Raw genomic sequence first — 26,361 nt, forward strand, 5'->3', positions numbered from 1 at the left:
ATAATATGAATTTATTTTTAATCGGATAGATATCATCATCATTGTTGCTTTGCTTATTTAAACGTCTAATAAAGCCGGTCGCCAACATATATTCAGATCTATTAAATGGCAATTTCGTGTATTTAAACTAAAGCATGTTATCATCAATAATATCGGGTTTGTTTAAGAGCTTTCTGTTCCGAATCTTTCTCATGTTCTCTCTTTCCAAATAATTCATCTTTCCTCGCTACTGTTGGGTCAAACCAATCGGCCTTTTTGTTTCCCCAATCAATCTGCGCAGCAGTTTCATCATTCATATCTTCGATTAACTCCAAAGCTGAAATATAAGCTCTAATTTTACAAGCTACATCATAGTCCTGTGCAATGTTCGTTAGAGCAATCGTTCGTTCAACTTCGGTGTTATAGCGAATGCGGTGTTCTTCCCGCAACCGTTCCTCTTCTTCTCGTTTACGTTGGGCTTCCTCTTGCACTTCTCGATCAATGCGAACTACTTCGGACTCTGCATAAAGTTCTATCAACATTTCACCTAGCCTAGATTCAATATTAACAATATCTGTATCTCTGAAATATTTGCTTTTACGAATAGTAATTCTTAATCGACTGTTAAAGACATAATCATATTTACGAATCTTGGGTTCTGAAGCCCAACTATGATGGCGTTTTGCATCTTCATATATTAATAATTCCTTGGCTTCTTCCCTAGTCATTTCATGCTTAATTTGATCTTGAGATTCAATCACTACAATTTTAACATTTTCATTTCTAATATTAAATGAAAGATCATCATTAACGGAGCCTCCCAGATATTCTATCTGTCGAGAAAGTGCATCCATTATTCCAAATACACGTGGCAGAGTCTCACAAGAAATAACACCTGCTAGGAATGGTGGTCGATTTGAAAAATTATTGAAATTTCTTTGTGCTTCCTTGTTTTTTATGTCTTTTTTATTCCATTCTTTAATTACAGACTTGTACGCTATTATTTTTTTATGCAGACGCATATTTCCCACCGGCATTTGGGTTTGCTGAGCAGTCAGTAGTACTTTTTGTTGCTCACTTTCTGTTAAAAAAGATAATGGTTGTAGTAGTGTTTCTATTGATTTGACACTCTCAAAGATTTTCACTCCTTTTTCAGTAATTACTTTTGTAACAGGGAATGGTATTTTTTTAACTGAACGTTTGGTGTGTTTTGGCATAATATTTGTAGGAAGTATAACTTCATTAAGTGAAGAACTAGGCAAAGATATTTTAATAACTGGTTTTCCAAAGCTCAATTTAGTCCAATATCCTGATGGTGGAATAGGTATTTCTGTCTCTTTACAAAGCTTAAGCATCTCAGCGTATGGAACATTATATTTCTTGGCAACACCGGATGCTGAAATATCCCATATTTCACTGTACAAAAGCTCTCTACTTATTTTAATGAATTGATCTTCAGTCATAGCAATCCCTCTTTTCATTAATTTCTTCAGTTTTCAAATAGAGTATTAGTAGCTCATATATCTTTCTCTTTATAATCAAGCGAAAACGCGTATTCGAATAATTTCAAATCTCTTGTTCCTCGTTTTCGCTTAATATAAAAAGTAGGTCTTTTTTCATTTCTTGAAATTTAGTAATAATTGTATCAAGGCTCTTTTCTATATTTTGAACCTGAACTTCTGATATTTTTCCATGCTTATAAGCAATCAATCGTTCATCAATGATTTGGTAGCTCCAACTGTCTGCATATTTATCTTCATTATGTATAGCAAATCCAATCGGTAGCAAGTAATTTCTCATACCAATGCTTACTGCCATTGGTGCTATTCCAAGATAATCAGCTGCAATCTTGCATGTTATTTTATGGATATTTCTTATTTCCTCATCAGTATATTTCACCATATATTTCACCTCCAGTCTTTTCTATTTATTATAGATTTCTTAGAACATTTTTTCTATTAATAAAAATTATATACCTTATTCTATTTAAATGAAATAAAGTATATAATTCTTAATACTAATTAATCAAATTAAATATAAATAAAAAAACATCCGTAAAGTAAGCATATTGGCTAACCTCGCGGATGTTCAACAATTCTCATATATTCCACTCCAATTCCATACCATCCTTAAAAACAAAAGTTACTTTATCCTCCGAATTCACCAATACTTTTTCAATGGTTGCATTCCAAAGTTCCTCATCAAACTCTGATACTAACACATCTCTTTGCTCAAGTTCTTTAATAAAAGTTAGAGTGCTCTCACGCTTAGCACTTCGCTCAAGACGTTTATTATTTATTTCATTAAGTCCCTTTTTTACATTTTCATAACGCTCTGCAAGTGTTGTGTATCTCTCTTCATATTTTGCTTGGTCTAAAGCGCTGTGTGCATTTTCCTCAACACACTTTTGGAGAAGTTCAGTAACCACATCCATTTCACTATGTAGCTTTACCCTCTCCTTATCAAACTTTGAAGTATCGGTCAAGGCTTGAATTATAGCTTCATAGCCTTGTAATATTTCTTCTTTATTTGCAAGTAGGCTATTAAAAGCATCAGGGAAGGCTTGTTTTAAGGTATCCTCGTAAAGATGAGGTGTGCTACACTTTTCATTATTTTTGAATTTAGAATTGCACTGCCATATAACCCTTCGGTATTTACTGGTGGAGTGCCACACCTTACTCCCATAGAAGCTACCGCACTCCCCACATACTATTCTGCCTGAAAAACATCCTCCGCCTGTTTTGTAACCTTTGACATTTTTACGTTTTTTAAGCTCATGCTGAACCAGATCAAACACCTCTGGAGTAATAATTGCAGGATGGCTATTTTCAACATAATACTGTGGAATTTCTCCCTCATTAATTTTCTTTTTCTTGGTAAGAAAGTCCACCGTAAAGCTTTTTTGTAGCATAGCGTCACCTTTATACTTTTCATTTTTGAGAATACTCAGTACTGTGCTTTGTTGCCAAACTTCCTTCCCAGCGGGAGTTAGGATTTTATTTGTCGTTAAATGCCTTGCAATTCCTGCTGGTGTCCTACCCTCAAGGAACAGTCTGCAAATCAATCTAACAACCACCGCTTCCTTTTCTACAATTTTAGGTAATCCATTTCCACCCTTTTCATAGCCGAGAAACTGTTTATAAGGCAGGTTGACTTTACCATCTGCAAACCGTTTTCTCTGCCCCCAAGTAACATTTTCACTTATTGATCTAGATTCTTCTTGAGCTAAGCTAGACATTATCGTAATAAGTAATTCCCCCTTGCTATCCAGCGTATATATATTTTCCTTTTCGAAATATACCTCTACACCTTTTTCCTTAAGTTGCCTAACTGTGGTAAGGCTATCAACGGTATTCCTAGCAAAACGACTAACTGACTTGGTTATTATAAGGTCAATCTTACCATCTAGCCCATCAGATATCATTCTATTAAACCCATCACGTTTTTTTATGCTGGTTGCTGAAATCCCAGCATCGGTGTAGACTTCAACAAAAGTCCAAGCAGGGTTTGACTTAATATGCCTTGTATAATAGTCCATCTGGGCATCAAAGCTTGAGAGTTGCTCATCATTATCTGTAGAAACCCTTGCATAAGCAGCTACCCGTTTCATGATGGGTGCTCCTATAGTTACTGTTGCAAAACGACCAGTTGTTGGTGGTATTACTGTTACTGCTCTTGCTACTGTCAAGACTAACTCCTCCCTTCTAATTTTTTAAGACTGCTTTCCCTTGCCTTTTGACGTGCTTCCACACTCCAGCTCTCACTTCGTGATTTATAACTCCAATCCTTTTTCACAATGCTCCCATCATGGAAAACAAATAACAAAACGTTAGGCTCAGGTACTTGTATTTCCTTTATTCTCTGATTAAGGTGATCTTCATCAAACTCCGTAAGTTCTAAAACTTCATTTGTTAATGATATCAAAATATCCTCTGGTATTTGTTTGGAAGGGCAGCTATCCTTTCCGTATTTTAAATAAGTGGGACAGCTCCATGAATTCTTTCCTTGTCTATTTTTATGTTTATAATTTTTTCCACATATACCGCATACAATTTTACCAGTGAAAGGATAATTTCCACTTTCTTTTCTTCCAAAATACCGCTCACTGCTTTTGCTGATAATCTCCTGTGCTCTTTTAAAGATTGTATTATCAATAATGGCTGGATGGGTACCTTCTGCATAATATTGGGCCAGATTACCTTTGTTCCAAACTAAGGTTTTTGTTAAATGGTCCTTTACGTACTTTTTCTGAAGTAGAGCGTTCCCTGTATATTTTTCGTTTTTAATAATATCAACGACTCTCTCTGAGTTCCAAATGCCACCTCTTACTTTTGTTATACCCATAGCTCTCAGCTTCTTGGCAATTAAAGTACAGCCCGTACCATTTATGTAATCTTTAAAAATCATACGGACAATTTCTGCCTCCGACCTCTCAATTTCAATTTTCCCCTTTTCAATTCGATATCCATAAATAAACCGTAAGTTTACAAGTTTTCCCTCAGCAAAATCCTTACGAATACGCCACTTGCAGTTTTCACTGACTGATCTACTTTCCTCTTGCGCAAAAGAAGCGAGGATAGTAAGCATAAGCTCACCATCCCCGCTAAGACTGTGTATATTCTCCTTTTCAAAATAAACATCCATATTCATTGCCTTCAACTCTCGTACCGTTTCCAACATAGTAACCGTGTTCCTTGTTAGCCTGGAGATAGATTTTGTAATAATCATATCTATTTTACTATTTCTACAGTCATTTAAGAGTCTTTGAAATTCTGGCCTAAGTTCTTTGGTACCTGTAATCGCTTCATCAGCATAAACTCCTGCATACTCCCAGCCTTTATGCTTTTGTATCAACTCGCTATAATAACTAATTTGTGCTGAAAGAGAATGTAGCATTGCATCATTTCCACTTGATACTCTTGCATAAGCTGCTACACGTTTTCTAGCAGGCATTTTTTGTACCGAAGACTCTATTTTTCTAATGTTTCGCGACATAAAATCGCCCCCTTTCAGTTACCTATATTAGCTCTGATTTTGATACATAGCAAGTAAATAAGAGTTATAAACCCCCAAAAACAGGCCTATACCTTGTAACAAGCATTGAGTCAATTTTACTGTATTCTTGAGCGGTTATTAATTTTCTTGAGATCATAACCTTAGCGATAGCAATGGAAACCCTGTAATTTTTTTCACGTTGAAACTGCTGCTGTGTCATTTAAATCCTCCTCTTTTTTAAAACGATATTTTATATAACAGGCATGACCGCAGAATTTGCGGCTCTTGTTGCCATAACTTTCAAATTTGTTTCCACACTCTGCACAGCTTAAAGTATAATAAGTTTTCTTAACATGCTCAATGTCATTGGCTTTCCACCACAAGCGGCGGCACTCATCACAGCAGAATTTTTTTGGTTTACCCTTTGTCCCCTGTGTTAATGATTTTCCACAATGTTTGCAAGAAGTATATATCTCCTTCTCTGACTTTGGCTTGGTATTTACTGTCGCCCCTAAATTATTTCGTCTACAATAGGCCTTTACAGTGTTTTCATTAATACCAAGACTTACTATTATCTGCGAATAACTCTTTCCATCTTGCCTCATCTTCCTTATTTCTTCTTTCTGGTCATTAGTCATTATTACACCTCCAACAAAAGTGAGAAATCAAAATAGCCTCTCCCGACATTCATCATGTCCATAAATCAAATTATTCTTCCTTTAATTTTTTAACTTGCTTTGGATTATTTTCTCCTATTGCATTGGAACCTACCATAACTTTATAAAGGGTTTGTCCACTTCTAATCTGGGATGGCTATTGCTTTGAAGATTTAATTTATTTAATATCTACCACTGAAAGAATGGCTTTTGATATTGCCTTAATAATTTCACTTCTTTTGCTATTGAAAAGATTATTATCTCCTGTATTATCAATGAACCCAATCTCAACAAGTACCGCTGGGGACTTTGTTTCTCTTAATACATGAAAATTAGCTTCCTTTACTCCCCTATTTATAAACCCTAATGCAACAAGAGATGTTTGTATCCGCTGTGCTAAAGTCTTTGCCTTTGCTCCTCCATTTAAATACGTATAGATTTCTACTCCCTTTGCCTTTTCAGGCTGAAAGGCATTTCTGTGAAAAGAAATAAAGTAATCGTATGTGTTTTCATTTTCAAAGTTACTCCTATTTGTAAGGCTAACTGTAACATCCGTAGTTCTTATTTCATGTACAATAACTCCGTTCCTTCTAACTTCTGTTGCTACAGCTCTACCTAAACTCAATACATCATTAGATTCTTTCCTTCCATTATAAGAGGCTCCACCATCTTCTCCTCCATGTCCATAATCAAAACATAATTTACTCATTATCATTCTCCTCCTTATTAATCTGTTTTAAGATATCCTTTAACTTCTTTGGTATAGGAAGTCCAATTTTTGCTGAATTTTCTAAAATACTTATACCTTCATTGGAAACGTAGAAAAAAATAACAGCAGTGCGAATTGCACTACCGTTTTTGATTAAATGAACATCTACTATATTTGCTATACCAACAAGAAAAAAAATAAGTACCTTTTTAAATATCCCTCTAAAACCAATCTCGCTTGATAATCGTCTTTCAACTATTGCCACCATAATCCCTGTAAAATAATCAATAACAACAAAGGTAATCAGTGCATACATAAAACCATCAACCCCTCCTAAAAACCAACCACTATACCCACCTATGGTAGCGAATATAGTCTGAACAATATTAATTGAATTTTTCATTTTTCTTTTCCTCCTCGGTACTTATAAAACTTTTTGTATTTGAAAATCATATTGTATTTTCATGGTATTTGTTGCTGTCTTTGTTACTGCTGCAGCTAATAAATTCTGTGCCGCAGGTGGTCCATATAAAATATAAGCAACTATGCCATACCTATTTGTACCTAATGAACAAAACTCATATATTATATGATTAACATTATCCGCCATTAGTGCATACGCGCAACCATAACTTGAATCTTGTGGTGTCACAAATAAATTAGTTATATTATTATCGCTATCAAATTCCGCTAACATGTTTTTATATCCATAATACAGTTTTCCACTCCAATACATCAATGCCCTGTATGGTGAATTACTGTAACTTAGCATATCTTTAATCACTGTCCCATTTGTATAGCTTCCAATATTATATTTTACTATTTTAGAAGCAGAAGTTATAAACCACAAAGTATCTGAACTATTTGAACATATACATTTAAACAATTCTGATCCAATTGAGGTAGGTCTTGTGTAAATTGTTGATGAGATTAATGTAGTAAAGTCAGCGCTGTATTTTTTTATATTTGTTGCATCAAAAGTCCATAAGTTAGATCCATCATGATAATAATTAACATTTCCTACACCTACAAGAATCGCAGGTGGTGTCCAAGAAACTGGATTCGACATATCTGAATTATATTTTAGACTTTTAGATACATTATAGATATTACCGTTATAATAAAATACAAGATCAGTATAAATCATGGCTCCATAGGACTCCCATACAGGTCTTATTGAAATTAATGGAGCAAGAATAGAAGAATTCCACCATACCGTCTGAAAAGTTCCGTTCGCTGCATTAGTTGGAAAATCAAACACATAATGCAATAGGCCATCATTGTTTACATCCAGAGCTGTTTCTGATAAATTCACTGTTCCTCTCAAACTATCTGTTCCTATATAGGAAACATCTTTATTTGCCCAACCTATAACTGTTCCACCCATGTACGGTGTGTCGGGACTTTCTGTTTGCATAGAATCTGTTAATACTAAAACTTGCCAAGGGGGGATATATCCTACCGAGTCTACCCTTCCTTTTAATTTAGAATAGTAAAAATCCATGTATGCCATTTTAGCAACATAGTTGTTCACTACATTCTCCGCTTTAGCCTCATAAACTTTTTCACCTGTTACAGCATCAAATAACTCTACCGTCATAATATTAATCATTGGAGCATCTGCAGACTTATATTTTTTCTTAAACGTTTCAATTCCAGTTATTAAATCTTTATTATACGCAATTGTTTCTCTTAATTTTGTCAACTATCTCCCTCCAATCTATTTATAATTAACCCTTATTTTATCAATATTACAAATGTCACCTTTAGCTGCTTGTTCCATATAATAAGCAAACCTTAACTCTTGATAATTTGCTCCCAGCGTTGCCCATTGCGCGGCAGTTATACCATTTAATACTGAAGCAATCATTCCAGTATTTTTGACGTTACTAATAGCTGATACATCAACAGATATCCAACTACCATTCCATGCCTTCCATGTAAATCCTTGATCTATACTGCAAACTATTTTTATAACTGATGACCCTGTTAAATTTACAGTTATTACAACTGTATTAATTCCCGCTGGAATTGAATAATCGCTTGTTTGTATTATAAGTTTTGGTGTGGGAATTCCAGTTGTTCTTGTCCTTAAAACTACTTCACTCAAATTATCTGTCCACATTAATAAACTAGGATTAGTTAATATGAGTCCATTCCTACTTGAAGGCAATACAGCAATTCCATTAGCTTTCATTATATCCTCAGTTACAGGAGGATCTGCCACTTTAGTCCATGTGCTTCCATCCCAGCCTTTGAGCCCATTTCCACCATCGTCCATCAAAAATACTTGTGTTATTATTTTGTAAGAGCCCTCTTGAACAATGTAAGACTTACCTCCCACTACCGTTGGGAAAAATACATAAGACTTTGTAGCTTGAAAGTTGCAAGTTATAGTTCCACTCGACCCTTTTGAAACAAAACTATCTGTACCATTTTTAGGTATTGCTTGTATAACAAGCACCATGGCATTATCATCATAAAGTGTTAATTCCCACACTAAGTCATTAGAACCATATGAACTATAAGCAGAATTGCCTTCCCACCTAATTCTAAATACTGGTCTATTATCTTCAACTTCCTTAATCCAATATAAATTGTTATAACTAGCGTCCCTTCTATTAATAAGAAGATGTTCTGTTGCACTTCCAAACCCTACCCATGAATTACCACTTATATTAATAGCACTCCTTACATTAATATCATTATATATAAAATCGAATCCAATGTTGGGTAGCACATTAGTTACATCATCATTATGTGCTCCAAATAAAGTCATACCCGCATTACCCTTAAGCTCCTTAATATTCGGTGAAATCATTAAAATACCTCCAAATTAATAATAGTAGTAAAGTCCGAACTATTAGCAACAGCTACACTATATAACATTCCAGTATTTGTAGATGTGGTTATCATAATGTCGCTTGTAAACTGCGTTATAAATGTTAATGTACCATCAAACGTCATAAATAGATTATTTGCATTGTACATATTATCTTCACTAGCATCGAAGTTACTTTCTTCCGCTACTTTAGTTAACGCTATTTTCACACTTGTTATAACTGTCCCAGGTTGAGCTGGTTGCATTAATTGTTGTATTATAGGTACATTTATAGGTGCTTTTATATTTGTTGTAACAATTTGATTAATATTTTTACCGCTTTTGCAATCTACCCAAACCACTGGTTGAGTAATCTCTAAGTGTGGTGGTGACGAACTTAGTCCACCCTGCAAATTCCTACCATCAATCATAACTTGAAGATTAAATATAGGTATTGTAAATGTCCCTATATCAACATTTAATATTACACTAAGATAATGAGCTCCTGCTCCTACTTGTGGAATACCCATTGGTATACCAATTATATTGTCACCCACTTGCAATTTTTGCTTAGGAGTAAATGGTATAACTTTATTGTCTAATAGAATCTGGATTGTTAAAATACAAACTACACTTGCCACCCCATACATAGAAATAAGGCAAGTAAGGTTTGTATTATCTACCGCAGTAATACCCAAATAAACAGGATTTTGTCCTATTGTTCCTATAGTTAAAGCAGCACCATTAGCATAATACATCATTGAAGTTGATACTTTCGCTATTTGATTTCCTAGATCATCTTTAACAGTTTTTAATGCTGCGTTTATTACAGCTGAATCATCTCTTGACTTCTTTGGTTGCCCTAACTGAACCTTTGTGTTCTTGCCAGTAAGTTTATCACTGGTAACTCTAATTACTGGAACTTTAACATTTAAGTTTAATTCACTATGTTTTAGTGTTACAGTGTCGCCAACTTTAACAGTTTCAAGCTGTTTATAATTTTGATATTCCACTGTTCTTGAAAGTTCTGCGAAATCAACTTCTATAGTTGTTCTTTCAATACCTATAGTGTCTGCAGCCTGTTGGGCTACACTTCTTAATGTAGGTTCATCAGCTACATTGAATTCAACTTTCTTTATTATTTGAAATGAAGGGTAGTCAACCCCATTCCAATCAGCAATGGTAATATATTTTTCTGTTAGGGTTACTCCACCACTTCCCACAGGAAACATCTTTGTTGCAATCTCAGTAGAATCATTTATTACTTTTATACCTTGAATATTTTTACCATATTTGATAAGTACACCTGAATCAATTCCCGATGAGATAAGTATTTTAATATCAAAGTTATCTCTTTTTAAATATCCATATTTCCATGTTTCTATAATTTTAAACATTGCCTCAGCAGGATTAATTTGAATAAAGTCAACACTTCCTGCAATAACAATGTCACTATCCAAAGTATAGACAGAAGCAAACTGTCTGCCTTCAAGAGCCTTTATCATTGCTGATTTTATGCTTGTGCTTGTTAATGAAATGTTTTCTATAAAATCAAAGGCCAGATCATAGAATATATGACTGGCCCACACATAAATTATTTTATTACTTTTATGCTCCTTTTCAAATTTGTAAATTCTAAAAAGCTGTCCATCAACTTTAATAATATTATATTTAGTAAAGTACTGTGCTTTCTTTGAAGTTGTAGGATAATGAAGTTCAAGTGAATAATCTCCGTTTTGCTCTTCATTAACTTCACATTTAATGCACTCATTTAAAACTGCAAGTCCATTACTTTCAAAGTTTCCTTTGGTAGTTTTTTTATCATAAATAATTATGTTTATTATAACCACCGCCAGTTCGGAATTATCTCAACCTTCACTACATTTCCAATCCACGAAACCGCATTAGCGCCTATATTAATTACTGGAAAATCACCTGACATTTTATTATTCATATTAGAACCATCTACTGCATAACAATCTTGAATTGTACTATCTATAATTATGCTACTTGAGATGCCTGTTAATTTGTTTACTTGACTTCCTATTGCTAAAGTTGCATCACCAGTTCCATAAACCTTAATAATTGGTTCACTATATACTGTCCCTATATTTGTTATTGAACCTGAAGTATTTAAAGTTATAGCTGAATTACTTACTGCGAATTTAAATGGACGACAGTTAAAAATAATAATAAACTTAGAAAAAATTTTGTAAGCCTGAACAAAGTTAATAGCATTTACTACCTGAGCTATATATTTTTTATTGGGCTGAAAGTCAAAAACAAGATCGCTCTCTCCGGCACCTATGAGCCATCCCTTAATTAAGTCGACTTTATCTGCCAAACTTGTATTGTCTTTTAAAGAACATTCAACAGTTATTGTAATATCTTCATAGGTGTTTTCATCAAAACGTAACGCTGAGTTTCTTCCAGGTACTTCTAATGTAGTTACGCGTCGTAATGGCGAAGGAATAGATGCTCTTTGAGATATTACAATTTCATAATCAGTGTAGCTGTTTTTACCACCAAAGGTGAAACTTAACATTCTAAGCACCTCCTTTGGCGAGTGACACTCTTTGACTGTAGAACCCAAGTTCATATGCCAATTGTTCAATGTCCTTATCAGTATTATTATAAAAATTTTGTATATGAAGTGTAAATCCTCCTGAGCTCTTTGTTTTAGTATTTGATTTTTCTATTGCTCTAGCCATCAGTTCATCTAATTTATCTATAGGGAGGACAGCCTCAGTGCCTGCCTCACCGACACCAATGACACTAGGACTATTAAAAATACCACCCTTTGCATACCAATTAACACCTAATTGTGGAACTTTCGGTGGAGACAAACTAAATTCTCCTTGTAGACTAAAGTGTGGTAGTTTTATATGAGGAAGAGTAATATTAAGTCCACTAAAAAAACTTTTTATTTTACTTATCTCATCCCTCACAAAATTCACTGCTGCTGTAATTGGTGACATAATTGCAGATTTTATATTATTCCATACAGTTGTAGTAACTCCTAAAATGCTATTCCATACGTTAGATACAGTATTTTTAATGCCATTAACTGTACTGGTAAATAAACTGGTTACCCCACCCCACATAGTAGAAAAGAATTCTGATAAAGAGTTCCAAACAGCTGTGGTAGTATTTTTCATCCCGTCCCATACCGTACTTAAAACAACTTCTATAGCTTTCCAGACAGTAGTTGTTGTAGCCTTTATTGTATTCCACGCCGTAGTTAAAGCTCCAACTATTGAATTTAATATTGGAGTAATAAAATTAACTATTGAATTCCATACTGTACTTATTACAGAATATACTGCATTAAATACTGTGTTTGTAATAGCCTTTATATTATTCCAAGAACCCGTAACGAAATTAACTATCCCTTGAATTATAGGATTTAGAAATGCTACAATTCCATTCCAAATGGCACTTATAACTCCAGATATTACATTCCAAACGGTTGTTGTTACAAGCTGAATAAGCTGCCATGCTACACTAATTACAGCAGTAACTATATTTATATAAGTTTGAACAACCGATGAAATTATGGTCCAAGCACTAATAAAAATAGTCTTTATTACCTCCCATAAGAAAACAAATCCTATTTTAACACCTTCCCATATAGTTTTTATAACACTGGCTATACCCTCAACTATTGGTAGAACTGTAGATCTAATTGTCTGCCAGGTTGATACTATTGCATTCTTAATTGTATCTACTGAACCAGCTATGCTTACACTTAAAACCTGCCATATTTGGCTTACTGAATTCTTTATTGTGTCCCAGTTTTTATAAAGAAGTACTCCAATAGCAATTAGCCCTGCTATTATAGCAATTGCAATACCAACTGGTCCTGTAAGAAAAGTAAATGCTGTGCCTAAAACTCCAGCCATTCCACCAGCCGTAGCCATAAATCCTGAAACAGCACTAATTATTGTAGATAAGGTGCCTATAATAGTAATTACTTTTCCTACTATTAAAATTATAGGTCCAATTGCAGCCACAATTAACCCTATCTTTATTACGCTTTCCTGTTGTTCCTTTGACAGTCCTTGAAACTTATCCATTAATGGTTTTATAACTGCAATAACCTTCTCAAGTATAGGTATTAATATCTGTCCAAGTTGAATTCCAATTTGCTCTGCCTGTTCTTTCATAATACGTAATTTATTCGTTGGGCTGTCCAATGTCCTTCCAAGATCACCTTGAGCCTTGCTAGTTGCTTGCATAATTGCTCCATATCTTGCTTGAACTTTTTGAGCTTCTGTAAGCTGTGCACCTTGCTTTGCAATACCATTTGAATAAGCATATGTCTTAATTGTAGTATCATTAACTAGTATTCCTAATGCTTTCAAAGGTTCTGCCTCTCCTGAAATACCTGACTTTAACTTTTCAAAAGCCTCCTCTGGTTTAAGGTTGTAAAAGGATGCCATGTCGTAGGAAAGCTGAGTTAATCCCTCTGACATTTTAAGTGATTCTTGCCCTGTAAGTCCCATAGATGTAAGCATTGAATTGTAAGTGGCTACATTTTTTCTTACATTGTAAGCATTTAAGCCAAGAGCCTTCGAGGTATCCTCTGACCATTTCCTAGCGTCACCAGCCATTGCTCCCATAGCAACTTCAAATAAATTCTCTGATTCCACTGCATCCATGGCCATTTTAGTTGCAGCAGTACCAATGCCTAAGAGTGGTAATGTGACAGTAGCAGATAGTTTAGTTCCAACTGAAGACACTTTCTCGCCTACAGCCTTCATCTTTTCTCCTGCTTTATCCATACTTTGAGACAGTTTATACCAAGCTGAGCTTTTAGTATCTAATTCCTCAGTTGTTTGCTTAAGCTCATTTTGCATTTTATTAAGATCTGCTATAGCATAATTTAATTTAATATTTAAATTTTCGGTAGCTTTAGCATCTGCACCTTTCTTCTCAACACTTTCCTCAAAACATTTATTGAGAGCTGCAACTTTATCCTTTTGTATTTCTATCTGTTTGCTTAAGGTATCTGTCTTAAGCTTTAATGCCTCAGTGGACTTACCAAAGTCACCAAGCTTCGAGCTGGCCGCAGCAAACTCACTTTGAACAAGCTTTAGTCCTCTTTGTATTTTTGCCACACCATCTTGAAACCCCTTGTCATCAAGTCCTATTCTTGCTACAACTGTATTATTATCTGCTGCCATTCCATCACCTCCTTAGAAATTGATATTATCTATGGTATCAAATTCTTCTTTATCATCTATTCCATTGACCGCTTTATAAATTTTGAAAAGAGCTTGTAGCTTCTTTGGAGTGCTCTTCCAAAACTGCACCTCAGACATTCTTAAAATATTTGTTCCTAAATAGAAAAGCCACTCCCAATCCCATTCGCGAGATTCGGTGTGGCTTTCTATTCCCCCATATTTTCTTCTGTTGCCTCTGGCATAGCTACACTTAGTGCTTCATTAATCGCTGTTCCTAATCTTTCCATATCATTTAAAGTAAGCATTCTACCTACTTTCTTAAGAGTTATATTTTCATCCTCTGCTTTTAATGCTGAATAAATAAGTGCTCTAATTGCTTTAATTTTTCTGTTTTGTAAATCCTCAAAGGCCTCATTAATATCACCATAAATCTCTTCAAGTTCACAGAAGGTGTTCATATCAAATTTAAGTTCATACTCTTTATCCTTAAGTTTAAACTTTATTCCTTTATTTTTAAGTTCTGATGCTTTCAAATTCATCGCTTCCTTCCTTTTTTAGATATAAAAAATAGGGGAATTCCCCCCCACCCTTTCATACACTCCCAGCTTATAAATTATTTATCTTTCTGAAGATAATTTGGTAACACTATATCTCATTTTTAATTTAAAATTCTTATTTAACAAATCAATAAATATTTTTTTATAATACTGCGATATAATATATTTAAATATACGTGGAACAGTATTCCATTTAATATACTTATATTCTTTATAATCGCCTATCATTTCAAAGTATGGAAAACCCTTAAACATAAGTTTATAATCTTTACTAAATAATTTTCCACAATAATTATCATTATCTTGCCTAATCTCATTGTGATAATTTACCAATAAGCTTTCTAAATATTTTTCACTACAAAGTACATTTGAAAATTGTTTGAAAAATTTATCCTTTGTACCCCATAAGTCTATCCCATTTAAAAACTTTTCAATACAATCAGAATACTCTTCTTGAATATTAGCCTTTATCTCTTCTAATAGTTCATTACTTATTTGTTTTTTTTGTATTCTATTAAAGATTAAATTGTCTAGTGAAGCAAAGTTTAAAAGCTCACTTCCAGTTAATCTCTTATTGCTTAATTTCCATTTTATATTTATGACATTTTCGATTGTATAAATACCTAAATTATTCCATGAATATTCATAATTATCCAAAGAATAATAAATATCACTTAACCACTCTTGCGTATATCCTTTAATTGAGGCATGCTCTCCATATTCACTCATAATAGCTTTTAAATATTCAACAATACTTTCTGTAGAAAGTCTTTCTTCAATATAGTCTGCTATTAGGTGATATTCTAAAGCAAAAACATAAGGGACTATATTAGGATTTTTAATATAATTCCTATTTAAGAAATTCTTTTTAAATAAATTAAAAAAATCAATTTGCTCTGAGTTAGAAATATTCGTAGGTATACTTATTTTTATAAGTGATTTATCTTCTTTTTTATCTCTTGGTACTATTGGATAATATCCATTCCATTCTGGCACTCTCAATTCCAAAAATTCCATTATTCGCCTCCTTGTATAGTGAATTGTAAGATAATAAATTAAAACTTAATATATTATATTAACATATTAAGTTACCCATAACACTAATACCATGATAAAATAAATTTTAGAACTTCTGTAAAAATTGCAAATAAAACGGTTGTTTAAATTCTAAAAAGCAAATGAATGTACCTATTGTGATAATACAGCTTCATTTAGTACTGAACTAAACCACCCACTAATAATAGTAGCATCCACAGATATACTGTCTTCATCAGCTATAAATCTATAATTGCCATCAAAATCTCTTGGGTAGAATTTCCCCTTAAGCTTTGCACTTTGTGCTTTTGGCTTTTCTGATTCAGTATCATATTCATCTGATACAAGTTCAAATTTACCTTTTAAGAGCCACACAAATCTATACTTCCCACTATTTTTTTTAGATTTAAATCCTAAAGCTATGGTTGGGGGTATGTCATTCTTATTCTCAATTAATACACCTTTTATTACCTTTGCTCCCTGAAGCTTTGCTCTACTCTCAAGAGATAGTTGGTTTACTTCAATTTCAACATCCACACCTTCAAATGAAGTTATGATATCTTCAATAGAATCATCGGAATAAATACTGTCTGAATTTGCCTTGGGTGATATTTTGGCACTTATTGCTCTTTCAAGCTTTATCGGAGTTTCATAAACAGTTTCTATACTATCATCACTTGTAACTATTGCAATATGAATATCTCTGAGTCCTATTTGTCTTGCCATTTTCTCGCCTTACCTTTCTTCTAAATAATAAAACTTAAGACCTTTATGATAGATTTTTGTGTCCTCCTCATAAAGGTCTACTTCATTTATTCTTTTAAACCCCGCCGCAATTAATGGATTTTTAACCTTTCTAACTAAGTCTGTATAATCACCCTTTGACCAAACATCTACTTGGATATAATGTGCTGTTAAGCTTTCCTCATCCTCTTCATATTCCTCACCTGTTTCTAAATACTCATGAAAAGTTACATAAGTTTCTGCTTTTCCAGAATACTTTTGAAAACTCAGGGGTACATTAAGTGCCTTTAAAGAATCTATAATAATTTCATTTATCATTCTTCAAGTCCCCTTTGCAGCTCTTCCATAATAGTTTGATTTATTTTTCTTTTATTCTCAATTATAGAATTCTCAGCCCAGTGTTGAGCTGGTATTTTGCTTGTCCCCCACTCAGTAAACTTACTATAAAAAAACTCTGAATTATCCCCTTTATTAGGCCCAATTTTAACAAAGTCCAGACCATCTTCCTTCTCTATTTCTGATACCGTTATGTTATCTGCCATGTGTTTTTTAGTTTCTGCAGATCTTGGTGCTTTCCTATCCATACTAACCTTTACAAGTAGTCCTACCTTAGATAATGCCTTCTTTTTAATGACTGCACCTTTTTCTCCAATCCTGTTAACCTTATTAATAAGTTCATCCATACCTTCAAGCTCAATTTTAGCCACTGCTATCTACCTCCAATGCTTTTATTTCAAGATGCTCATTTTCATACTTCATATTATCAATGGTAGTTATATTGAACTGCTTATCTTTAAACAAGATTCTCATTGATGTATCTAGGTCTTCAATATTCCTTATTAAAAACTTTACAGTTTTCTCTGCTTGAATTGCTGCAGCCTGATAATATTCTCTACCCGTTAAATTAGAAACTGCTGCCCATACTGTTTTATAATCCTGCCAAACGTCACTCTCAAATCCATTTTCATTTATAATCGTAGTTAATTTTTGAAGGGTTATTCTATGCCTTAAATCTCCTATAGTCATAACGTCACCAGCTTTCCCTTCGATGAGCAAATAAAAGTCTTGTCATAGTCTCAATAACTGCTTTCACCTCAAAGGTTTCACGTTGTTCATACATATTAGATACAGCATATAAAACCGCTTGTTTTATGGTTTCTGGGACAGTCGCAAGCTCTAATATGGGATATCTTAAAATTCCTTCACATATTTCTTCTGCAGTACTTATAAAGTTTGTGATGAGTGTATCCTCCTCATCGCCATCAACTCTCAAATAGAGTTTAGTCTCTTCAAGTGAAACAACCATACACTCACCTCCATTATTCATCTTAGATTACTATCACCTATATTTTCATTTGTAGTACTTTAATTGCTTCTGGGAGGATTAACTTACCATCCACTCTTTGCGTGGCCATAAATCCAACTTGACCAGTTGCAGCATAAAGCTCATTTAATCTTTTAAAGGATCTACCTTGTCTATCTGCCACCCAATAATAACTAAAATCACCGAAAGCTATAGACCTTGCACTAGCTGATAATGTTGGTATATAAGCTGAGGTTTTTACTGGCCTAGTTAAAATAGTATCTGGCGTCCCTGCTGTAATAGAGGGCTGCCAAATATACTGACCATTTCCATCCTTAAGTTTTCTAATAGCCTTTACAGTGGAATCATTCATAGTGAAAATAGCATTTTTTCTATAAGGTGACTTTAGAGAATAGAATAAATCCATTATCTCATCAAGAGTAATTGCTGTAGCACTTGCCGCCGTAACCCCCAGTGTTGCTCCACCGGTAGCATTAAATATCCCTGTAGGCTTTCCAGTACCATCACCAATAAAGAACGCCTCTTCCTCTCTTGTTCCAATTCTTCTAGCGAATTCTTTTGCTATATAGCTCTCTAAATTAAAAACACTATCATTAAGAAGTTCCTCAGAAACCTTAATCATAGTGGCTAATTTATAGGCTCCTATAGATACTTGTCCAAATGAATCATCTGATTCTGGTATAACGCCCTCTTCATCTACCCAAGATGCTGTCCCTTTACCTGCAACAACAGGTATCTTCTTATCTCCCGACGATGTAGTGATTATGTTTGCAATCTGCCTAAATATGTTTTGTTCTTCTAAGCTTTCAATTAACATTTTTTCAAATTCATCTGGTGCAAGAAATCCTCCCTCACTATCAGTACCGATTTGCAAAGCATTTTGTACATCGGAACTATTTTTATTTCTCATAGTCTTCCAGAAGGCATTATTGTACTCGTTTGATGCTCTACCTGTTTTTTCAGTATCAAGGATATCATTAGGTTTATTTCTAATAGCACTAGAAGTTGCTTTTGAAAGTTCTAAATCAAGAACTGCTTGCCTCTCAAATCTATCTATTTCTTTCCCTAAGTTTACAACGTCAGCTTCCATCTTTTCATATGTTTCTGTACTTTCTGCTGACAATATACCATCGTCATTTCTCTTGCTGTCTAGAAAGGCTTTAGTGCTATCCCATAGTTTTGCTCTTTTTTCTCTTAGTTCTAATATTTTATTCATATACATTCCTCCAAATTTAGTATTTTATAAGGTCAAGTCTTTTAAGTAATTGTTCATGTGGGGTACCTGTCTCTGCTACAGGCTGTGTTTGTTTTGCTTTTGGTATCTTTTTTATTAATGCATTAGTTACTGTTACCTTGTCAAAAATAAAGCCCTCAGCTGATTCATCTTGGTCAGGTTCATACAATACTTTATCTGCAAACCCGAGTTCTACTGCTTTCTTAGCACTAAACCATGTTTCTGAATCCATCATTTTTGATATCTTATTTCTAGGAAGTCCAGTCTTTTGCTCATAGGCATTGATAATACTTTCTTTTACCTCTGAGAGCATATCAATTCCACATTGCAGATCTACTGCTTCGCCAAAAATAACTGTAGAAGGATTATGAATCATCATAATTGCTACTGGTGACATTAATATTTCAGCTCCTGCCATAGCAATAACCGAAGCTGCACTAGCTGCCATACCATCAATTTTCACTGTTACTTTGCCTTTATACTCTTTTAGCATTGTGTAAATTTGACTTGCCGCAAAAACGTCGCCACCTGGTGAGTTAAGCCATACTGATACATCTCCCACAGTCGCTGTAAGTTCAGCCTTAAACTGCTTAGGAGTAATATCATCATCAAACCAACTATCCTGAGCAATGTACCCATCAAAATAAAGAGTTCTTCCTTCTTCGTTTTTTACCCAGTTCCAAAACTTCATTCTTTTACCTCCAATCCTGTGTTAGTTTTGTTAGCAAATACTCCTGCATCTGCTAGCTTTGTCATGTTTCCATTTATTAAATATAGGTCTCCACCGAGCTCTTCTGGTATTCTATTAAGATTTTCAAGTTTCCTTATATCATTACTTGATAACCAACCATTCTGCCTTCCAACTGCATAACCATTCATACGACTTTGGTAATCACCTCTAAGTAATCCATCCACATTGAACTTGACGAAATACTTTTTCTTTTCACTCTCAGTAAACAAAGCTCTTTTAATTGCTTGCTCCCACCGAATGACCCAAGGATCAAGTGTGTACATAACAAATTCAAGTGACTGCTGCTCTATATTGCTAAAACTTGATTTTTCTAAATCACCTACCATATGAGGTGGAATTCTAAATATCCGCGCTATCTCATTAATCTGAAATTTTCTAGTTTGTAAAAACTGTGCTTGCTCTGGTGGGATTCCTATACTTTCAAATTTCATACCCTCTTCCAAAACTGCAACTCTATGTGCATTTGAAGTGCCTTGATACACACTGTTCCAGCTTTCTCTAACTCTTGCAGGGTCTTTTACTATACCCGGATACATAAGTACACCACCGGGAGTTGCGCCGTTTGCAAAGAATTTTGCTCCATATTCCTCAGTTGCTATCGCCATACCTATAGCATTTTTAGCCATAGCTATTGGAGATTGACCAATTAAACCATCAAATCCAAGACCAGGGATGTGCAAAACCTCATCATTTCTAAGAGGATAACTCTGTCCTTCTTTAATGTAAATATAGTAGATCTCACCCTTATCACTTCTATTTACAGTCATCTTGTCTGGCATTAGCGGGTATAAAGCCATTGCTCTCCCTCTACCATCACGAATAATTTGAGCGTAAGCATTTCCCCATAATAAAAGATGACCCATCAGTGTTTCTCTAAACACAAAGGAGGTCATCTCAGGGTTGGGTTCATCTGCAAGTAGATGATATATTTGATGTTCTGTCGCTTTCTCTTTACCAGTTTCTGTGTAGCTATAGGTATGGAGTGGTAGTGAAGCTATTGTTTCTGCAAGTATTCTAACGCAAACATAAACTGCTGTAGTCTGCATTGCCGTTCTTTCATTTACTATCTTTCCACTAGCGGTATTACCAAAGAAAAAACTATATGCATTCCCCATCATAATATTGCGTGGCTTATCTCTTGAATGAAAAAGTCCTTTTAATATACTCATAAATATCATTCTCCTTTAAAGATTAATATGAAAAAAACACCACCTAGGTGATGTTTATTATATAGGATAAATACATAGATATAACTGTTCCAAAATCCATTCGCCAGCAGTAAAAAATAATATTACGTCATCGATTGATGCCGTTATGCTTCCACCATGGGAAAATGTATTTCTTAGACCAACTAAAGAATTTAATTGTCCCTTTTGATTTTGACCCCTTATTTTCGTTTCGAATTCTGTGGACCAATTTACATTAATATCTTCTAGCATCCTTTGCATCTTCCCCGTAGTAGGGTTACTTGAAGAATTAATAATATTCTTCGTTAAATAATTTATATTCTCTGTCTTTGATCCATCCGCGAGATGATCAAAAATAATCTCCTTATAAGTATTTTCGATAGTTCCACAACATTTAATAACAGAATAGTTAACCAAATATCTTATGTTAGAATCCAATGTATGACTATCAATCCAAGTTTTTATTTTTAATAATTCAATATTGCAATCGTCAATTTTATTTTTATATGTTCCATTCATAATGCACTCCAAATAATATTGTTGTAGCTAAATTAATACGAGCTTTAATATTTTCAGTATTTGTAGTTCGATTTGTAGTTGCACTTATAAAATCAGTATTTATTAACAATTTGATATATCTTTTTTCAAACACATCATTTACTGGTAACTCAATTCTTTTTTGAATAACAAAGCTTGTCGCAGTGGAAACAGCATCAAATATAACTGGATTTACTTTTTTTGCAAAAACAACTTTCTCATCCTTAATTTTTAGTGTTCTAAAACATTTTTTCCCTAGTGTAGTAAATAAGTAATTTAAAACCTCTTCAAAACTTGATGTTAAAATCTCAGCTTTTTTTTCATCAATATTATTAAGACTACTCATATATTCATTCATATATTTTGTTAAATTAATTTGCTTAACATTTTTATTTTTATGCTCATAGTTTTTAAAGTCATTGATTGCAAAAAATCTTAATATCAACTCTATGTCCGCCATCCTTGAATCTTCATTTAATAATCCTAAAATGTCACGCCATACTTGGATTTTATTTAATTTAAAAAGTAATGCATTAAACTCTCCATGGTAAACACAGTTTCTAATCTCTTGAGGCTTTAAAACTCGACCACTTGTATTAATTCTCTCAAAAATTTGAAACATCCCAGTATCATTTTGTGGATGCTTTTGTTCAAATACAATTGCATGAATAGAAGAGTTCCTTATTTTTCTTTGCTCCTCGGGAGTAAGTTCCTTAAACGCCTTACCTCTCCAACGTTCGTTTATATTATCTGTATTCGAAAGTTTAAATATTTTACCATCTCCTGTAAATATACCAGTAACATAGTCAAATACAGTCATAATTCTTTGGTACCCATCTATAATTAACCGTTTTTCATCTATTGTTTTAGCCAAAAAAATACTTGGTACCGGTAATCCAAGAAGTATTGAATCAATAAATCTGCTTGCTTCATTTTTAGTCCAAATATACTTTCTTTGAAGCTCTGGTTTCTCAAGATCTCCATCTTGATACATAGATATTATTTCTCTAAATGATAAATCTGTACCAAATGATGTAATATTAAAAAGTGAATCATCTGTATAAGAAACAGACTCATCATTAATTTCCTCTGTTAATGTACTTTTGCTTTCATCCATCTTTAACACCCCTTTTTTTAAAACTATATCTATTACAAAATTCTTTATATTTCATAACATTAATAATATCAGAATAATTAATTATAAAACATTTGTATAATTGTGTCAAACGCTGAAGGCACATATTTGGGGAACTAAAATAATAAATTCTATCTAAAGTTTTTTTATCTGAACACAACACATCTAACGTTTTATCATCATCTTTAATAATAATAATATCAAAAATAATAATAGGATTCATTTCAACTTCAGATTCCTCTATTTTTACATTCTTTTTAATTTTAGAATTTTCGTTAATTAAGTTAACAATTTCGAAAATCGATTTATATTCCACAACATAATTCATAACTAACCTCCAAATATCATTTATAATATATTATTCTCCTAAATATCTATCAATAACCATTTTACTCAATATTATAAAATAAGTATCCCTCTCTCATCATAAACACTACTCTTATTTTCATTCCTTATAGCTCTATCCAATGCCATTATCAAAGCAACTGCTCCATCAATCTTCTCTGTACTTTTTTCTTTGTCCGGTTTTATGTTTCCAGCAGGATCAGTTTTCACGTAAATATTATCCATCATCCAACGGAGCACTGGGTTCCCTCCATGGGCTATCTTCTTCTCAAGGGTTAGCTTCATTAATTCTTTAGAAGATGGAGACATATCTTTATATCCTTGTCCAAAAGGAACTACTGTAAATCCCATACCCTCAAGGTTCTGCACCATTTGCACAGCTCCCCAACGATCAAATGCTATTTCTTTAATATTATACTTTGTGTGAAGTTCTTCTATAAAAGTTTCTATAAATCCATAGTGGACTACATTACCTTCTGTAGTTTTTACATACCCTTGTTTCTCCCAGACATCATAAGGAACATGATCACGCCTAACTCTCAGTTTTAGATTATCCTCTGGTATCCAAAAGTAAGGAAGTACTATATATTTTTCTTCAGCTGTTCTTGGTGGAAAGACTAAAACAAAAGCAGTAATATCTGTGGTGCTTGAAAGGTCAAGTCCACCATAACATTCTCTGCCTTTTAACAATTCTTCTTCAACCTCAAAAATACACAAATCCCAGATGTGCATTGGCATCCATCTTATAGATTGTTTTACCCATATGCACAATCTTAATTGTTTAAATAGGTTCTCATCTGCAGGGTTTTGCCTTGCATTTTCACAGGCTATTTGAACCTTTTCCTCAGCAACTGTTACTCCAAGACTGGGGTTAGCTTTCGCCCAAACGCTAGGTAATGTCCAATCATCATCCTCTGCTGCTGCATATATTGTTGGATAGAAAGATTTATCTATTTTCTTTCCATCTATTATATCCACTGCCTTCTGGTGTATTTCATATCCTATACTATGCAAATCATTACCAGCAGTAGTTATAAGAAAATTAAGTGGCTGACGTCTTGCATCTGCAGCACCGTGTAGCATTACATTAAACATCTCTCTATTAGCAACATGTGTTTCATCAAATAAAACTGCATGAGGATTAATCCCATGTTTTGAGTAGGCCTCACTTGATAATACCTGATAGAAAGAATTCATTGCAGGGTACACTATTCTCTTTTGTGAAGCTACAACTTTCAATCTCTTTTTCAATGCTGGACATAAAGAAATCATATCTACAGCCACTTGATAAATTAAACTGGCTTGTGCCCTATCTGCAGCGCAACTATATATTTCAGCGCCACGCTCTCCATCAGCTGTTAACATGTATAAGGCAAGTGCAGCTCCAAGTTCAGTCTTTCCTTGCTTCTTAGCAATTTCTACATAAGCTGTTGTGAATTGACGATAACTATTTTCTTTAATAACACCAAATATATTCCTAATGATTTCTAACTGCCAATCAAGTAAGGTGAATGGTTTATTAAACCATTCACCTTTTGTGTGTTTTAAATTTTGTATAAAATCAATAGCATGCTGTGCTCTTTTATCATCATAATGTGATGTTGGAAGTATAAATTTGGTCGGAATAAATGTACCTTCTTTGTTCATTATCCTCTCGCCTCTATCCGGGATTTTTCTTTATTAGAATACGCCAATTATGACTTTTATATTTATCTACCATCATCTTTCTCCCCTTAGCATCATTTCCATACTATCTAAACTATCATTAGTACCTTTATCCGCAACAATTCTACTCCTTGAAGATGGTGTTAGCCCAAACTGTTCACAAAATTTAATCATTATTTTAAGATAAGTTTGGGCGATGGACACCTGTGGCACCTGTTGCCAATACCCACTTGGTGTTTTTACAATTGTCCCATGCTTTGTTATAAATTCTTCTGCCTCTTTCCAACGTGCATAAGCTTCACAATATCCTGCAAAAGCTGCCATATCAACTTCTGTTAATATACCAAGTTCCTCAAGCTGTTTTGCTACTCTTCGCCATTCTTTTTTAGCTTCGAGTTCAAGCCAGGTCGGACACCTTGGTGCTCTTTTTTCTGGTTTTGGTTCGAATTCATTAAGTGGCCGTTTACCAGGATTCCCTTCGAGCTGCTTTACTGCAGTTGGTTTTGGTTTTCGTCCTCTTTGTGCCATAGGTTTCACCTCCCTTTTTTAAAATTTACCAATGAAAAAAGAGCCTCCATAGAAGCTCTTCTAAATCTAATTTTATCTATCTCCGGTCAATATAAAATTTAAGTACTCTTTTTTATGTTCTTCTAAAAAAGATACTAGTTCATAAAACTCCCTGTTATAAGCCTCTCGCTGAACATTAACAGTATCAACCATATTGTATTGCCCGTGTTTTCTTATTAGTAGGATCTGGCCTACAATCTTATCGCTTACAACTTTTTTCTGCCCTCTTAACCCTTCATAGTTATAATTGCCTTTCTTAATTTCATCATGGTCAGCCTTGGATGCTTTATTATAATCCTTATCTTGTTTTTCTTTTTCGCAGCAACCCAGGCAAATACACTCAGTGTTGAACATTGACATTGTTCTACCATTTTTTAAATCTCCACCACATCTATCACAGTGTTTTTGAGTAAAAAAACTATCCATATAACCCTCCGCTATCTAAGTTCAGATAAGCATTCTGAATATGCAATTTGTAGTGGCTTTAGATCAACTCTGTTGTCAGAATACCCTCTAGCTATTACACCAAAATAATACTCTGTAGGAGCTACTACCATATTGGTATATTCACTTACCATAATATAAACCATGGTTTTTATTAGTTTACCATCAACTATAACTTCCACTTGTTTTTTGATATATTGAGTTGGGAAACCCTCGTACATATCAAGTGCGGTTTCACAATCCTGAGTTATTTCCCATAGAACAATTGGTACTTGCCTATCCTTGCACTGTTCAATGTTTGCGAAACCTTTATATTTTCCTCTAAAAGTTAACTTATAACCCTCTAGTGTTCCTGTTCCTATCACCTTAGCTTTAGGACATCTATGACTCATTTGATCTAAGTTCATATTTGAACCGTAAGCTCCATATATGTTTGTTTTTACTGTCATTTTTCATTTCTCCTTTATAATAATTTAGTTTGCCACTAGGG

At 33.9% G+C, this 26,361-nt stretch carries 31 protein-coding genes; all 31 read right to left on the reverse strand.

Annotation, left to right across the window (positions count from 1 at the left end):
- Positions 1 to 143 precede the first annotated feature (143 nt).
- A complete protein-coding gene (locus tag KPL44_RS15305; RefSeq protein WP_216252065.1) occupies positions 144 to 1,442 on the reverse strand; it encodes a hypothetical protein in 1,299 nt (432 codons plus the stop codon).
- A 103-nt stretch (positions 1,443 to 1,545) separates the two neighbouring features.
- Positions 1,546 to 1,881, reverse strand: coding sequence for a hypothetical protein (locus tag KPL44_RS15310; protein WP_216252069.1), 336 nt, complete (start codon positions 1,879 to 1,881; stop codon positions 1,546 to 1,548).
- Between the two features lie 196 nt (positions 1,882 to 2,077).
- Positions 2,078 to 3,667 carry a recombinase family protein gene (locus tag KPL44_RS15315; RefSeq protein WP_216252071.1) on the reverse strand — a complete coding sequence of 530 codons (1,590 nt, stop codon included), beginning with the start codon at positions 3,665 to 3,667 and terminating at the stop codon, positions 2,078 to 2,080.
- Positions 3,668 to 3,669: 2 nt separating this feature from the next.
- A complete protein-coding gene (locus KPL44_RS15320; RefSeq protein WP_216252074.1) occupies positions 3,670 to 4,974 on the reverse strand; it encodes a recombinase family protein in 1,305 nt (434 codons plus the stop codon).
- A 64-nt stretch (positions 4,975 to 5,038) separates the two neighbouring features.
- On the reverse strand, positions 5,039 to 5,194 hold the full coding sequence (locus tag KPL44_RS15325; protein WP_216252078.1) for an SHOCT domain-containing protein: 156 nt from the start codon (positions 5,192 to 5,194) through the stop codon (positions 5,039 to 5,041).
- Positions 5,169 to 5,612 carry an RNA polymerase subunit sigma-70 gene (locus tag KPL44_RS15330; RefSeq protein WP_216252079.1) on the reverse strand — a complete coding sequence of 148 codons (444 nt, stop codon included), beginning with the start codon at positions 5,610 to 5,612 and terminating at the stop codon, positions 5,169 to 5,171. The genes KPL44_RS15325 and KPL44_RS15330 overlap by 26 nt, the downstream gene beginning before the upstream one ends.
- Before the next feature lie 196 nt (positions 5,613 to 5,808).
- A complete protein-coding gene (locus KPL44_RS15335; protein WP_407935016.1) occupies positions 5,809 to 6,339 on the reverse strand; it encodes an N-acetylmuramoyl-L-alanine amidase family protein in 531 nt (176 codons plus the stop codon).
- Positions 6,332 to 6,742 carry a phage holin family protein gene (locus tag KPL44_RS15340; RefSeq protein ID WP_216252081.1) on the reverse strand — a complete coding sequence of 137 codons (411 nt, stop codon included), beginning with the start codon at positions 6,740 to 6,742 and terminating at the stop codon, positions 6,332 to 6,334. Before KPL44_RS15340 ends, KPL44_RS15335 begins: the two co-directional genes overlap by 8 nt.
- A 21-nt stretch (positions 6,743 to 6,763) precedes the next feature.
- A complete protein-coding gene (locus KPL44_RS15345) occupies positions 6,764 to 8,044 on the reverse strand; it encodes a hypothetical protein (RefSeq protein ID WP_216252083.1) in 1,281 nt (426 codons plus the stop codon).
- A 15-nt stretch (positions 8,045 to 8,059) separates the two neighbouring features.
- Positions 8,060 to 9,160 (reverse strand): hypothetical protein, encoded by a 1,101-nt coding sequence (locus tag KPL44_RS15350; protein WP_216252084.1) that lies wholly within the window; start codon positions 9,158 to 9,160, stop codon positions 8,060 to 8,062.
- The gene (locus tag KPL44_RS15355) at positions 9,160 to 11,010 is read right to left on the reverse strand and encodes a phage tail spike protein (RefSeq protein WP_331702576.1); all 1,851 of its coding nucleotides are present in this window, start codon (positions 11,008 to 11,010) and stop codon (positions 9,160 to 9,162) included. Before KPL44_RS15355 ends, KPL44_RS15350 begins: the two co-directional genes overlap by 1 nt.
- Complete coding sequence (locus KPL44_RS15360) at positions 11,001 to 11,705, reverse strand: distal tail protein Dit (protein ID WP_216252087.1); 705 nt, start codon at positions 11,703 to 11,705, stop codon at positions 11,001 to 11,003. Before KPL44_RS15360 ends, KPL44_RS15355 begins: the two co-directional genes overlap by 10 nt.
- A 1-nt stretch (position 11,706) precedes the next feature.
- Positions 11,707 to 14,346 (reverse strand): phage tail tape measure protein, encoded by a 2,640-nt coding sequence (locus KPL44_RS15365; RefSeq protein ID WP_216252088.1) that lies wholly within the window; start codon positions 14,344 to 14,346, stop codon positions 11,707 to 11,709.
- Between the two features lie 12 nt (positions 14,347 to 14,358).
- A complete protein-coding gene (locus KPL44_RS25825) occupies positions 14,359 to 14,484 on the reverse strand; it encodes a hypothetical protein (protein ID WP_264174204.1) in 126 nt (41 codons plus the stop codon).
- Between the two features lie 68 nt (positions 14,485 to 14,552).
- Positions 14,553 to 14,885, reverse strand: a complete 333-nt coding sequence (locus tag KPL44_RS15370) for a hypothetical protein (RefSeq protein ID WP_253201798.1) — start codon at positions 14,883 to 14,885, stop codon at positions 14,553 to 14,555.
- Between the two features lie 78 nt (positions 14,886 to 14,963).
- Positions 14,964 to 15,920: a hypothetical protein gene (locus KPL44_RS15375; RefSeq protein WP_216252091.1), complete on the reverse strand. Its 957-nt coding sequence runs from the start codon at positions 15,918 to 15,920 to the stop codon at positions 14,964 to 14,966.
- A 171-nt stretch (positions 15,921 to 16,091) separates the two neighbouring features.
- Positions 16,092 to 16,664, reverse strand: a complete 573-nt coding sequence (locus KPL44_RS15380) for a major tail protein (protein ID WP_216252093.1) — start codon at positions 16,662 to 16,664, stop codon at positions 16,092 to 16,094.
- 9 nt (positions 16,665 to 16,673) lie between these two features.
- Entirely contained in the window at positions 16,674 to 17,000 is a 327-nt protein-coding gene (locus tag KPL44_RS15385; protein ID WP_216252095.1) for a hypothetical protein, read from the reverse strand.
- A complete protein-coding gene (locus KPL44_RS15390; RefSeq protein ID WP_216252096.1) occupies positions 16,997 to 17,389 on the reverse strand; it encodes an HK97-gp10 family putative phage morphogenesis protein in 393 nt (130 codons plus the stop codon). Before KPL44_RS15390 ends, KPL44_RS15385 begins: the two co-directional genes overlap by 4 nt.
- Positions 17,382 to 17,708: a phage head closure protein gene (locus KPL44_RS15395; protein ID WP_216252098.1), complete on the reverse strand. Its 327-nt coding sequence runs from the start codon at positions 17,706 to 17,708 to the stop codon at positions 17,382 to 17,384. Before KPL44_RS15395 ends, KPL44_RS15390 begins: the two co-directional genes overlap by 8 nt.
- A 4-nt stretch (positions 17,709 to 17,712) precedes the next feature.
- Positions 17,713 to 17,988, reverse strand: coding sequence for a head-tail connector protein (locus tag KPL44_RS15400; protein WP_216252100.1), 276 nt, complete (start codon positions 17,986 to 17,988; stop codon positions 17,713 to 17,715).
- Positions 17,989 to 18,025: 37 nt separating this feature from the next.
- Positions 18,026 to 19,222: a phage major capsid protein gene (locus KPL44_RS15405; RefSeq protein ID WP_216252102.1), complete on the reverse strand. Its 1,197-nt coding sequence runs from the start codon at positions 19,220 to 19,222 to the stop codon at positions 18,026 to 18,028.
- A gap of 16 nt (positions 19,223 to 19,238) precedes the next feature.
- Positions 19,239 to 19,931, reverse strand: coding sequence for a head maturation protease, ClpP-related (locus KPL44_RS15410; RefSeq protein WP_216252104.1), 693 nt, complete (start codon positions 19,929 to 19,931; stop codon positions 19,239 to 19,241).
- Positions 19,928 to 21,160 carry a phage portal protein gene (locus KPL44_RS15415; RefSeq protein ID WP_216252106.1) on the reverse strand — a complete coding sequence of 411 codons (1,233 nt, stop codon included), beginning with the start codon at positions 21,158 to 21,160 and terminating at the stop codon, positions 19,928 to 19,930. The genes KPL44_RS15410 and KPL44_RS15415 overlap by 4 nt, the downstream gene beginning before the upstream one ends.
- Before the next feature lie 57 nt (positions 21,161 to 21,217).
- A complete protein-coding gene (locus KPL44_RS15420; protein ID WP_216252108.1) occupies positions 21,218 to 21,697 on the reverse strand; it encodes a HEPN domain-containing protein in 480 nt (159 codons plus the stop codon).
- The gene (locus KPL44_RS15425) at positions 21,681 to 22,832 is read right to left on the reverse strand and encodes a DUF262 domain-containing protein (protein ID WP_216252110.1); all 1,152 of its coding nucleotides are present in this window, start codon (positions 22,830 to 22,832) and stop codon (positions 21,681 to 21,683) included. The genes KPL44_RS15420 and KPL44_RS15425 overlap by 17 nt, the downstream gene beginning before the upstream one ends.
- The gene (locus KPL44_RS15430; protein WP_216252111.1) at positions 22,825 to 23,178 is read right to left on the reverse strand and encodes a hypothetical protein; all 354 of its coding nucleotides are present in this window, start codon (positions 23,176 to 23,178) and stop codon (positions 22,825 to 22,827) included. The genes KPL44_RS15425 and KPL44_RS15430 overlap by 8 nt, the downstream gene beginning before the upstream one ends.
- 71 nt (positions 23,179 to 23,249) lie before the next feature.
- Positions 23,250 to 24,842: a terminase large subunit gene (locus KPL44_RS15435; RefSeq protein WP_216252114.1), complete on the reverse strand. Its 1,593-nt coding sequence runs from the start codon at positions 24,840 to 24,842 to the stop codon at positions 23,250 to 23,252.
- 72 nt (positions 24,843 to 24,914) lie between these two features.
- Positions 24,915 to 25,388, reverse strand: coding sequence for a phage terminase small subunit P27 family (locus KPL44_RS15440; RefSeq protein ID WP_216252116.1), 474 nt, complete (start codon positions 25,386 to 25,388; stop codon positions 24,915 to 24,917).
- Between the two features lie 72 nt (positions 25,389 to 25,460).
- On the reverse strand, positions 25,461 to 25,853 hold the full coding sequence (locus tag KPL44_RS26210) for a DUF5049 domain-containing protein (protein WP_407935015.1): 393 nt from the start codon (positions 25,851 to 25,853) through the stop codon (positions 25,461 to 25,463).
- 11 nt (positions 25,854 to 25,864) lie between these two features.
- Positions 25,865 to 26,320, reverse strand: coding sequence for a gamma-glutamylcyclotransferase family protein (locus KPL44_RS15450; protein WP_216252118.1), 456 nt, complete (start codon positions 26,318 to 26,320; stop codon positions 25,865 to 25,867).
- Positions 26,321 to 26,361: the final 41 nt, after the last annotated feature.

It is taken from the genome of Clostridium sp. DSM 17811 (assembly GCF_018861905.1).
Lineage (GTDB): Bacteria > Bacillota > Clostridia > Clostridiales > Clostridiaceae > Clostridium_AD > Clostridium_AD frigoriphilum.

Coding starts and splice junctions, on each gene's coding strand:
- KPL44_RS15305 (WP_216252065.1), bottom strand. CDS start 1,442: ATGACTGAAGATCAATTCATTAAAATAAGTAGAGAGCTTTTGTACAGT.
- KPL44_RS15310 (WP_216252069.1), bottom strand. CDS start 1,881: ATGGTGAAATATACTGATGAGGAAATAAGAAATATCCATAAAATAACA.
- KPL44_RS15320 (WP_216252074.1), bottom strand. CDS start 4,974: ATGTCGCGAAACATTAGAAAAATAGAGTCTTCGGTACAAAAAATGCCT.
- KPL44_RS15325 (WP_216252078.1), bottom strand. CDS start 5,194: ATGACACAGCAGCAGTTTCAACGTGAAAAAAATTACAGGGTTTCCATT.
- KPL44_RS15330 (WP_216252079.1), bottom strand. CDS start 5,612: ATGACTAATGACCAGAAAGAAGAAATAAGGAAGATGAGGCAAGATGGA.
- KPL44_RS15335 (WP_407935016.1), bottom strand. CDS start 6,339: ATGAGTAAATTATGTTTTGATTATGGACATGGAGGAGAAGATGGTGGA.
- KPL44_RS15340 (WP_216252081.1), bottom strand. CDS start 6,742: ATGAAAAATTCAATTAATATTGTTCAGACTATATTCGCTACCATAGGT.
- KPL44_RS15350 (WP_216252084.1), bottom strand. CDS start 9,160: ATGATTTCACCGAATATTAAGGAGCTTAAGGGTAATGCGGGTATGACT.
- KPL44_RS15360 (WP_216252087.1), bottom strand. CDS start 11,705: ATGTTAAGTTTCACCTTTGGTGGTAAAAACAGCTACACTGATTATGAA.
- KPL44_RS15365 (WP_216252088.1), bottom strand. CDS start 14,346: ATGGCAGCAGATAATAATACAGTTGTAGCAAGAATAGGACTTGATGAC.
- KPL44_RS25825 (WP_264174204.1), bottom strand. CDS start 14,484: ATGTCTGAGGTGCAGTTTTGGAAGAGCACTCCAAAGAAGCTACAAGCT.
- KPL44_RS15370 (WP_253201798.1), bottom strand. CDS start 14,885: ATGAATTTGAAAGCATCAGAACTTAAAAATAAAGGAATAAAGTTTAAA.
- KPL44_RS15375 (WP_216252091.1), bottom strand. CDS start 15,920: ATGGAATTTTTGGAATTGAGAGTGCCAGAATGGAATGGATATTATCCA.
- KPL44_RS15380 (WP_216252093.1), bottom strand. CDS start 16,664: ATGGCAAGACAAATAGGACTCAGAGATATTCATATTGCAATAGTTACA.
- KPL44_RS15385 (WP_216252095.1), bottom strand. CDS start 17,000: ATGATAAATGAAATTATTATAGATTCTTTAAAGGCACTTAATGTACCC.
- KPL44_RS15395 (WP_216252098.1), bottom strand. CDS start 17,708: ATGACTATAGGAGATTTAAGGCATAGAATAACCCTTCAAAAATTAACT.
- KPL44_RS15400 (WP_216252100.1), bottom strand. CDS start 17,988: ATGGTTGTTTCACTTGAAGAGACTAAACTCTATTTGAGAGTTGATGGC.
- KPL44_RS15405 (WP_216252102.1), bottom strand. CDS start 19,222: ATGAATAAAATATTAGAACTAAGAGAAAAAAGAGCAAAACTATGGGAT.
- KPL44_RS15410 (WP_216252104.1), bottom strand. CDS start 19,931: ATGAAGTTTTGGAACTGGGTAAAAAACGAAGAAGGAAGAACTCTTTAT.
- KPL44_RS15415 (WP_216252106.1), bottom strand. CDS start 21,160: ATGAGTATATTAAAAGGACTTTTTCATTCAAGAGATAAGCCACGCAAT.
- KPL44_RS15420 (WP_216252108.1), bottom strand. CDS start 21,697: ATGAATGGAACATATAAAAATAAAATTGACGATTGCAATATTGAATTA.
- KPL44_RS15425 (WP_216252110.1), bottom strand. CDS start 22,832: ATGGATGAAAGCAAAAGTACATTAACAGAGGAAATTAATGATGAGTCT.
- KPL44_RS15430 (WP_216252111.1), bottom strand. CDS start 23,178: ATGAATTATGTTGTGGAATATAAATCGATTTTCGAAATTGTTAACTTA.
- KPL44_RS15435 (WP_216252114.1), bottom strand. CDS start 24,842: ATGAACAAAGAAGGTACATTTATTCCGACCAAATTTATACTTCCAACA.
- KPL44_RS15440 (WP_216252116.1), bottom strand. CDS start 25,388: ATGGCACAAAGAGGACGAAAACCAAAACCAACTGCAGTAAAGCAGCTC.
- KPL44_RS26210 (WP_407935015.1), bottom strand. CDS start 25,853: ATGGATAGTTTTTTTACTCAAAAACACTGTGATAGATGTGGTGGAGAT.
- KPL44_RS15450 (WP_216252118.1), bottom strand. CDS start 26,320: ATGACAGTAAAAACAAACATATATGGAGCTTACGGTTCAAATATGAAC.